A 1,352-nucleotide genomic window follows, 5' to 3' on the forward strand; every position below is an offset into this window, starting at 1 on the left:
TCGTAGCCAAGGCGCTTTAGTATTTCGATGAGTTCCAGCATAGATACTTTATTATTGCCGTCGTTATCAAGTCCAAGGAATGTATCTAGCATGGAGTTCTCAAGCAGTGATCTGGCTATTGCGCTGCGTAGTTCTTCCTCAAATATGTCGACAAATGCATCTCCCTTGGGGTTGCCAATCCATGGATCCATGATCGTCGAACGTAAAACCGTGATGCAGTCCCCTTCTGACTGATCTATTCCAAGTCTGTCTTTTAAGTCATTGATAAAGTCGTCGCCATAGCTTTGACGATCTAGCCTAGTCGTGCTTAAAATGAGTCGGTACCCATAAATATCTGATCCTGGATTGATGCTTAGCTGTTGGTAAATCTGTTCGTTGAGCGCGTTCATCTTTGAGACGCTCTGATTCAGACTTCCATTGGAATTCTTGAAATTAAAAGCATAGGTAATAATATTCTGATCTGGCCCCATTTCTTGAAGAGTTCTGATTGCATCATTGTCGGCTGCGATCTGATCGAGGCTTCTGAAGGCAACGCGGTCGCGAACAAAGCCATGCTTATCGCTTGCACTCTTACCTGGAATCGCCGGGCTGAGTTGTGGAAGTGGTACGCAGATAAAGCGGTCATTTGGCCTAGCCATACACAGAAGCCGTGCATAGATCCTCTTGCATCCGAGCATTGCTCTTCCAATCAGTCTGCCGTAGCCAGACTTGTCAGGTCGTATGACCTTATGGCTCAGATAAATGGAAGCCACCGCGGCACCTGCTTTAGAGCCCTCTACGCCATAGCTGCTCACATTGGGCTCTTCTTCTGTGTGGTTGATATACGGAGCCACAAAAGTGAGGAGCTCACGCATTTGGCTATTGCGATAGCACAATGCACCAGCTGGATAGGGAATATAACCTGACTTGTGCGGATCGACGGTGATCGTATCTGCATCTGTGAGTGCACTCAAGTGCCGATGAGCATACGAGCTAAGACCAATTCCAAATTCTACGAGTCGAGCTCCTGCGCTCATCTCGCTCCATTGCTGCGTTTCAGACGTGTCATGCAAGAGCGATGCGTGATAGCCACCCCATGCAGCATCAGCATGAACACAGAAGCCTAGCCCTTGCTGTCGAAATTCGTCTCTCAGTTCAAGGATATCAGCAAGCGGGTCAATATTACTTTCCTCTGTGCTCCCAATCACGGTGATGACAGAATAGACAGGTACTCTCTCTGCTAGGCAGCGAGAAAGTTGTCGACGCAGACTATCGATGCTCATACGTCCATGAATATCTAATGCAACATCTTTCATCTGGGAAGATCCGATGCCAAGTATTGCGGCAGACTTGTCCCAGGAGTAATGTTTAGT

1 protein-coding gene is annotated in these 1,352 nt (G+C 47.6%); it reads right to left on the reverse strand.

Features of this window, described 5'->3' with window-relative positions; all coding sequences use genetic code 11:
* On the reverse strand, positions 1–1,295 hold a 1,295-nt coding region (locus AC2JC8_RS10155), incomplete at its 3' end, for a hypothetical protein (protein ID WP_484594694.1).
* Positions 1,296–1,352 lie beyond the last annotated feature (57 nt).

Source organism: Synechococcus sp. (genome assembly GCF_982614295.1).